This is a genomic window from Paracraurococcus ruber (genome assembly GCF_004353985.1).
Taxonomy (GTDB): Bacteria; Pseudomonadota; Alphaproteobacteria; order Acetobacterales; family Acetobacteraceae; genus Paracraurococcus; species Paracraurococcus ruber.
On the sequence record NZ_SMOA01000240.1, the window covers coordinates 1 to 8,225 of the forward strand.

The window sequence follows — 8,225 nt, forward strand, 5'->3', positions numbered from 1 at the left end:
TTCGTGCCGGTCCCGCCGCGGCGGGCGGTCGCCACGGTCGCGGCGCGGGCCGCGGTCGTCGCCGCCGCCGCCCTCGCGGTCCTCGCGCGGCCGGCGGGCGCCGACCTGCTCGGTGATGTCGGCGCCGCTGGCCTGGTCCACCACCCGCATGGACAGCTTCACCTTGCCGCGGTCGTCGAAGCCCAGGACCTTCACCTTCACCGCATCGCCGACATTGACCACGTCGGTGGTGCGGTTGACGCGGTCATTGGTCAGTTCGCTGATGTGCACCAGGCCGTCGCGGGCGCCGAGGAAGTTCACGAAGGCGCCGAACTCGGCGGTCTTCACCACCTTGCCGTTGTAAATCGCGCCGACCTCGGGCTCCGCCACGATGCCGCGGATCCAGTCGATCGCCTTCTGCGCCGCTTCGGTGCTGGTGGCGGCGACCTTGATGGTGCCGTCATCCTCGATGTCCACCTTGGTGCCGGTGCTCTCGGTGATCTCGCGGATCACCTTGCCGCCCGACCCGATGACGTCGCGGATCTTCTCCTTCGGCACGGAGATGACGGTGATGCGCGGCGCGTTCTGCGCCACGTCGCCGCGGGCGCCGGTCAGGCCCTTGGCCATCTCGCCGAGGATGTGGATCCGGCCGTCGCGCGCCTGCGCCAGCGCCTGGCGCATGATGTCGAAGGTGATGGAGGTGATCTTGATGTCCATCTGCAGGGCGGTGATGCCCTGCTCGGTCCCGGCCACCTTGAAGTCCATGTCGCCCAGGTGGTCCTCGTCGCCGAGGATGTCGGACAGCACGGCGAAGCCGCGATCCTCCTTGATCAGGCCCATGGCGATGCCGGCGCAGGGGCGCTTCAGCGGCGTGCCCGCATCCATCAGCGACAGCGACGTGCCGCAGACCGTGGCCATGGAGGAGGAGCCGTTGCTCTCGGTGATCTCGGAGACCACGCGGAGCGTGTAGGGGAACTTCTCCTTCTCCGGCAGCAGCGGCCGCAGCGCGCGCCAGGCCAGCTTGCCATGGCCGATCTCGCGCCGGCCGGGGCTGCCCATCCGGCCCGTCTCGTTCACCGAGTAGGGCGGGAAGTTGTAGTGCAGCATGAAGTGCTCGCGGTACTCGCCCGCGAGGCTGTCGATGATCTGCTCGTCCTGGCCGGTGCCCAGCGTGGCGACGCAGAAGGCCTGCGTCTCGCCGCGGGTGAACAGGGCGGAGCCATGCGCCCGCGGCAGCACGCCGACCTCGGCGGTAATCGGCCGGACGGTCTTCGTGTCCCGCCCGTCGATGCGCAGGCCGGTGTCGAGGATGGAGTTGCGGACCACGTCCGCCTCCAGCTCCTTCAGCAGGCCCTTGGCCGCGCCGGCGTCATGGCCTTCCTCGGCCAGCTTCGCCAGCACGGCCTTCTTGACCTCGGCCACCTTGCCCTGGCGGACCAGCTTCTGGGTTTCCTTGTAGGCCTCGGCCATGTCGGCCCGGCCCAGCTCGGCGATGCGGGCCTTCAGCGCCGTCTCGGCCTCCGACGGCTCGGGCAGCGCCCAGGGCTCCTTCGCGGCGACCTCGGCCAGCTCGATGATCCCCTGGATCACCGGCTGGAAGCCCTTGTGGCCGAACTCGACGGCGCCAAGCATCACGTCCTCGGACAGCTCATGCGCCTCGGACTCGACCATCAGCACGCCCTCGGCGGTGCCGGCGACGACAAGGTCGAGCTGCGACTGCTGCCGCTGCGCCGCGGTCGGGTTCAGGACGTACTGGCCATCGACATAGCCGACGCGGGCGCCGCCGATCGGGCCGAAGAAGGGGATGCCGGACAGGGTCAGCGCGGCGGAGCAGCCGACCAGCGCGACCATGTCGGGGTCGTTCTCCATGTCATGCGACAGGACGGTCGCGATGACCTGCACCTCGTTCCGGAAGCCGTCCGGGAACAGCGGACGGATCGGCCGGTCGATGAGGCGGGAGACGAGCGTCTCGTTCTCGCTCGGCCGGCCTTCGCGCTTGAAGAAGCCGCCCGGGATCTTGCCCGCGGCGAAGGCCTTCTCCTGGTAGTTCACGGTCAGCGGGAAGAAGTCCTGGCCCGGCTTCACGCCGCGGGCGCCGACCACGGTGCAGAGCACGATGGTGTCGCCGAGGCGGGCCATGACCGCGCCGTCCGCCTGGCGGGCGACCTTGCCCGTCTCCAGCGTCAGCAGCTGGCCGCCCCAGGCGATATCCTTCTTGAAGTAGTTCTCGAACATGCGTCTTTCCTTCGGTCGGGGCGGGCGGGAAGCGCCAAAGGCCCCGGGGGCCGGACGCGTCTGGCGCGGCCGGCCTCGGCTACAGGACCGGACAATGCGGCCGCCTGGCGGCGTCGCCGGTCCGGATGCGACGCGGTGGGTTGGCAGTCTCGGCCGGGGAGCGGTGGCCCGCTCCGGGCAGGCCCGGCGTCTCGGGAAGCATGGATGGCGGCACCGGGATGGTCGCCGCGCCCGCCGGCCGCGGGCCTCCATGCTGCCGGAAACGCCGTCGCCTTGTCCCTGCGGGGGATGCTCCGGCTCCGTCCTGACAGCCCGCCGCGTGCGCGGCGGTTTGGGGCGGGGCGTGCGGCTCCCGCCGCCGGACCCCTGCCTTCCGCGGGCAGGTATGGCGCGGCCGGCCCGCAATTGCCAGGGGAGTTTCCACGGTGTTGCCGGCGCCGGGGGGCGAAGCGGCCCGGCCGGGGGCGCGGCCGGGCCAGGGCGGGCGGATTGGCGCGGCGTTCACCGGTCCTTCAACCCGGCAGCGCAGGGTAGCGCCCCGCCGGCAGCCCAGCCGACGGCCCCGCAGCGCCCGGCCAGCGGGGCATATCGTTCCGGAGGACCGCCATGACCGCCGAGGCCCCGCTGCTCCAGCTTCTCTACATCAGCCGCAACCTGATCCCGGAGGAGCGGCTGGATGCGGAGGTGGACCAGATCCTGGCCGCCGCCCACCGCTTCAACCCGACCAAGGGCATCACCGGGTCGCTGCTCGTCTCCCGCGATACCTTCGCCCAGGTGCTGGAAGGCCCCCGGGACGCGGTCGAGGCGCTGTACCGCCACCTCGAGCATGATCCGCGGCATGCCGACTGCGCCACCTTGTCGGCGCGGTCGGTGACGGAGCGGAAATTCGGCAAATGGTCCATGACCTATGCCGGCCGCAAGGACAGCCTGCACTACGACGCGGCGCAATTCGCCACCATGCCGGAGGACTGCGCCGACCTGGCGGAGGTCTTCCTCGGCCGGCTGATCGACGACCTCGCGGTCAACGAGCCGGGCTGACGCGCCAGGGCTGACGCGCCAGGCGGGCCGGCACGGGGCGGGACGCCCCGGCGGCAGCCGGCGGGCCTGGGGCGATGGCCCCGGCGCCCTGTGTCGAACCCCCTGCGTCATCCGGCCGCCAGGGCCGGGCGGCGGGCATCCCGCCCGGCCACCGGCCATCCGCGGCCCCGGGGGCCGGCGGGCCTTGCGCATCGCGCCGGTCGAGCCGGTCCAGGCACCCTGGCCAAGGCATGGCCCCGGGGGCCTGCGGTCAGGGCCGGACCGGCGCCGGCGGCCGATCACAGCGCGCAGGCGCCCCAGGCCGCCGACGGCCCAGGGCGTGCGGTGCGGGAAGGGCATGCGGGGTCGATGCCGAAAATGGGCCGTCCCGGCCAAGGGAAGGCGGCGCGAAGGCAGGCGCGCGGCATCTCCGCCGCGGCGCATGCCGGTCGAGGGTGGCTCGCCTGCGCGCGCAAGTCGCTATCGCCTGTCCCTGGTGCAACCGGACGGGGTTCCGCGAAGGTCCTGCCGCGCCGAGATCCGCCGCAGGGCGGCCCGCGGGGTCACCGCACCAGGCAAGCCCCCTGGGGCGTTGCTCCGGGCAGCGAGCCATGCGTGGCGCCGATCCCGGCCTCGGCGGGCCGCGTCCGGGACGGAAGGCTGCGCCGCCGCCGCCTCTCGATCGCCGGGCGCTCTCGCGCGGCGCGGCATTCGGGCCGCGCCGCCATCGGCGCTAGCGCGGTCGCCGTTCGCCATGGCGCACGGCAACCGCCCTAGTCTTTTGAATCTAAAGGCATCTTTACCCGATCAGGTGAGTCCACCCGATCGGGATCTGGTCTAGCGCCGCAGGCCGAGGCTGCCGATGAGCCGCTCGTAGCGGCCCTGGTCCTTCTTCTTCAGGTAGTCCAGCAGACCACGCCGCTGGCCGACCAGCACCAGCAGGCCGCGCCGGCTGTGGAAGTCCTTGGCATGGGTCTTGAGGTGCTCGGTCAGGCCCGAGATCCGCTCGGACAGCAGGGCGACCTGCACTTCCGGCGAACCGGTGTCGCCCGGCTTGGTCTGGTACTTGGAAATGATCTCGAGGCGGCGCGCCGCCGGAACTGCCGACATCGGGTTGTTCTCCGTCTTGGCCGGACCCGTTCGGGCCTTCGGCATGCTTCACCCGCCGGCCGCAGCGCCCTCCTGCGCCACCAGGCGTTCCGGCACCATCAGGCCGGAGTCCAGGCGGCAGAGCCCCACGAACCGTCCCCCCGCCATGGCGCGCACCAGGCCCCCATCGGGGTTGGCGTCGCCCGGAATGCGGCCCATCAGCGCGACCAGGCTCAACGCCTGGCCCTGATGCAGCCGCATGGCCTCCGCGTCCGAGAGGGCCAGCGCCGGGATGTCGGCCAGCGCGGTCGCCACGGGCAGCAGGAGGTCCGGGGAAGGGGGCGGCGTATCGCCCGAACCGCCCAGCTTGTCCAGGGGAATCGCGGCGTCCTCGTGGAAGGGGCCGACCCGCATGCGGCGCAGGGCGGCGATATGCCCCACCGTGCCGCAGGCCCGCGCCAAGTCGCGCGCCAGGGAACGCATATAGACCCCCTTGCCGCTCTGCACGGTGAAGATGGCGGTGTCGGCATCCGGCCGGCTTTCCAGGTCGAACCGGTCCACCCGGGCGGGGCGGGGCTGCAATTCGACCACTTGGCCTTCCCGCGCCAGGTCATAGGCGCGTTCCCCGGCCACCTTGATGGCGGAGAAGATGGGCGGGACCTGCATGATATCGCCGCGGAAGGCCGGCAGCGCGGCCTCGATCTGCGCATCGGTGGGCCGGAAATCGCTGGTGGCGATGGTCTTCCCGTCGGCGTCGTCGGTGTCCCGCGCATCCCCGAAGCGGAGGGTGAAGCGGTAGGTCTTGGTGCCGTCCATCACATAGGGGACGGTCTTGGTGGCGGCGCCGAAGGCGATCGGCAGCACGCCGGTCGCCAGCGGGTCCAGCGTGCCGCCATGGCCGCATTTCTGCGCATCGAACAGGCGCTTCAGGCGGTTGACGACATCGGTCGAGCCCATGCCGGTGGGCTTGTCGACGATCAGCCAGCCATCGATCGGCTGGCCCTTGGGCTTGCGGCGGGGAAAGCGGGACATGCGGCGGGGCGGTTCCGGAACTCTGGCAGGGGATGGGGCGCCGCCCGAGGACAGGGGGCGGCGGATGGGGGCGCCCGGGGCGGATGGCGCGGCCTTGCCGACCTGCCACCCGCCCCGGACCATCGATCGGGGCGCGGCGCCGTGCCTCGGGGGCCCTGGCGCCGGCCCGCGACCTGCTACCCGGGCCGGCAGGGCGGGCAGGCACGCCCGGCCGCCAGGCGCGTGCCGGGCGGCCGTCAGGCCTCGGCGTCGTCCGCCGGCCGCGGGACCAGGTCGCGCGCGACCTCCGGTTGGCGCAGCGCGCGGTCGATCTGCATGGCGTAGTCCAGCGCGGTGTCCGGCTGGAAATGCAGGTCGGGCGCGTATTTCAGCCGCACCGCCTTGGCCACCTGTGTCCGCAGGAAGGGCGCGGCGCGGCGCAGCGCCTTGAACTGCGGCTCCGGCAGGTCCTTGCCCAGGCCGCTGACGAAGGCGGTCATGTGCTTGAGGTCGGGGGAGGCGCGGACCTCCGTCACCGTGACATGGATGTTGGCGAGGTCCGGGTCGCGGAAGTCCCGCCGCTCGAACAGCGCGGCCAGGGCATGGCGCACCTCCTCCGCGACGCGGAGCTGGCGCTGGGACGGGCCTTCGGCCTGATGGCCGCGGGGCTTGGGCATGGGGCTGGAACCCTTCTCAGGAAAGCAAAGGGGCGCGGCACCCTGCGGCGCCGCGCCCCGGTTCGACGCCGGAGGATGGCGTGGGCTAGGCCGCCGTCACCATCTCCGTCCTGGCATGGCGCGCCGGCGCGAAGCCGCCACGCCAACCCTTTGCGCCGGCGCGATGGAACGGCATCGGCTAGGCCGCCGTCACCATCTCCGTCTCGTAGCACTCGATCTGGTCGCCGACGCGGATGTCGTTGTAGTTGGCGAAGGACATGCCGCACTCGTAGCCGTTGGTCACTTCCTTCACGTCGTCCTTGAACCGCCGGAGCGTCGAGAGCTCGCCCTGGTGGATGACGACGCCGTCGCGCAGCAGGCGCACGCCGCAGCCGCGCTTCACCACGCCCTCGGTCACGCGGCAGCCGGCGACGTTGCCGACGCGCTTGACCTCGAAGACCTGCAGGATCTGCGCGTAGCCCAGGAAGTTCTCGCGCGCGACCGGCGCCAGCTTCGACTTGAACATCTTCTCGATGTCGTCAGACACCTCGTAGATGATCGAGTAGTAGCGGATGTCGACGCCGTCGCGCTGCGCCATCTCCCGCGCCTGGGTGGTGGCGCGGACGTTGAAGGCGACGATCACGGCGTTGGACGCCTTGGCCAGCTGGATGTCGGACTCGGTGATCTGGCCCACCGCGCTGTGCAGCACGCGGACCCGCACCTCCTCGTTGCCCAGCCTGCCCAGCACCACGCCGATCGCCTCGGCGCTGCCCTGGACATCGGCCTTGACGACGACCGCCACCTCCTTCTGCTCGCCCGCCTGGATGCGGGCCAGCATGTCGGTCAGCGTGCCACGGGCGGCGCCGGCGGCGGCCGAGGCCTTCTCCCGCACCCGCCGCTGCCGGTACTCGGAGATTTCGCGCGCCCGCGTCTCGTCCGGCACGGCGACGAAATTCTCGCCCGCGCCCGGCACGCCGGACAGGCCGAGGATCTCCACCGGCAGGGAGGGCGGCGCCTCCTTCAGCTGGCGGCCCTTGTCGTCCAGCATCGCGCGCACCCGGCCCCATTCGGCGCCGGCCACGACGATGTCGCCCTGCTTCAGCGTGCCCTTCTGCACCAGCACCGTCGCCAGCGGGCCGCGGCCGCGGTCGAGCTTGCTCTCGATCACGGTGCCCTCGGCCGCGCGGTGCGGGTTGGCGCGCAGGTCCAGCACCTCGGCCTGCAGCTGGATCGCCTCCAGCAGCTTGTCGAGGTTGAGCTTCTGCGTGGCCGAGACCTCGACCTCCTGCGTCTCGCCGCCCAGGCTCTCCACCACGATCTCGTGCTGCAGCAGCTCCTGCTTCACGCGCTCGGGGCGGACGCCTTCCTTGTCGATCTTGTTGACCGCCACGATGATCGGCACGTTGGCCGCCTTGGCGTGGTTGATCGCCTCGACCGTCTGCGGCATCACGCCGTCATCGGCCGCCACCACCAGCACCACCATGTCCGTCACCTGCGCGCCGCGGCTGCGCATGGCGGTGAAGGCGGCGTGGCCCGGCGTGTCGATGAAGGTGACCTTCCCGGCATCCGGCGTCTGCACCTGGTAGGCGCCGATATGCTGGGTGATGCCGCCGGCCTCGCGCGCCGCCACATCGGCCTTGCGCAGCGCGTCCAGCAGGCTGGTCTTGCCGTGGTCGACATGGCCCATGATGGTGACCACCGGCGGCCGCGGCAGCAGCTCGGTCTCCTCGTCGACGGCGCCTTCCAGCCCCTGCTCGACGTCGGATTCCGCGACGCGGCGGATGCGGTGGCCGAATTCCTGCACCACCAGCTCCGCCGTGTCGGCGTCGATGGTCTGGGTCAGGGTCGCCATCACGCCCATGCGGAACAGCGCCTTCACCACCTCGCCGCCGCGGGCGGCCATGCGGTTGGCGAGTTCCTGCACCGTGATCGCCTCGGGGATGATGACGTCGCGCGTCACCTTCTCCTGGCCGGACCGCAGCCGCGCCAGCTCCTGCTGGCGGCGGTCGCGCTCCCGCGCGCGGCGCAGGGACGCGATGGAGCGGCTGCGCTCGTCGTCGCCCTCGATCGCCGCCTGCACGTCGACCCGGCCGCCGCGCCGGTCGGCGCCGGGCAGGCCCTTCTTGGCCGGCGCGAGCGCCGGCTTCTTGGCCGGCGTCGCGGCAACGCCGGCGCGGCGCGCGGCGGTGCGGCGAGCGTCGTCCTCCTCCTCGGCCGTGCGCGGGCGCAGCGACAGCC

General features: G+C 72.2%; 6 protein-coding genes. 1 reads left to right on the forward strand and 5 read right to left on the reverse strand.

Translation table 11 applies throughout. The annotated features are described in order from the left end of the window. The coding region (gene pnp / locus E2C05_RS25495; RefSeq protein ID WP_133222457.1) for a polyribonucleotide nucleotidyltransferase at positions 1–2,214 on the reverse strand (2,214 nt) is incomplete at its 3' end. 606 nt (positions 2,215–2,820) lie between these two features. On the opposite strand from pnp, the gene E2C05_RS25500 reads away from it, so the two are divergent. Beyond that, positions 2,821–3,252 (forward strand): BLUF domain-containing protein, encoded by a 432-nt coding sequence (locus tag E2C05_RS25500; RefSeq protein WP_133222458.1) that lies wholly within the window; start codon positions 2,821–2,823, stop codon positions 3,250–3,252. A gap of 816 nt (positions 3,253–4,068) precedes the next feature. Here the strand turns inward: E2C05_RS25500 and rpsO are convergent. The 4 genes from rpsO to infB form a co-directional block, all read right to left on the reverse strand. Continuing rightward, positions 4,069–4,341, reverse strand: a complete 273-nt coding sequence (gene rpsO, locus E2C05_RS25505; protein WP_133222459.1) for a 30S ribosomal protein S15 — start codon at positions 4,339–4,341, stop codon at positions 4,069–4,071. A 48-nt stretch (positions 4,342–4,389) separates the two neighbouring features. Further along, positions 4,390–5,352: a tRNA pseudouridine(55) synthase TruB gene (gene truB, locus E2C05_RS25510; RefSeq protein ID WP_133222460.1), complete on the reverse strand. Its 963-nt coding sequence runs from the start codon at positions 5,350–5,352 to the stop codon at positions 4,390–4,392. Between the two features lie 236 nt (positions 5,353–5,588). Next, entirely contained in the window at positions 5,589–6,008 is a 420-nt protein-coding gene (rbfA, locus tag E2C05_RS25515; protein ID WP_133222461.1) for a 30S ribosome-binding factor RbfA, read from the reverse strand. Between the two features lie 178 nt (positions 6,009–6,186). Then, positions 6,187–8,225, reverse strand: a 2,039-nt coding sequence (gene infB, locus E2C05_RS25520) for a translation initiation factor IF-2 (RefSeq protein WP_133222462.1), incomplete at its 5' end; no start/stop codon positions are given.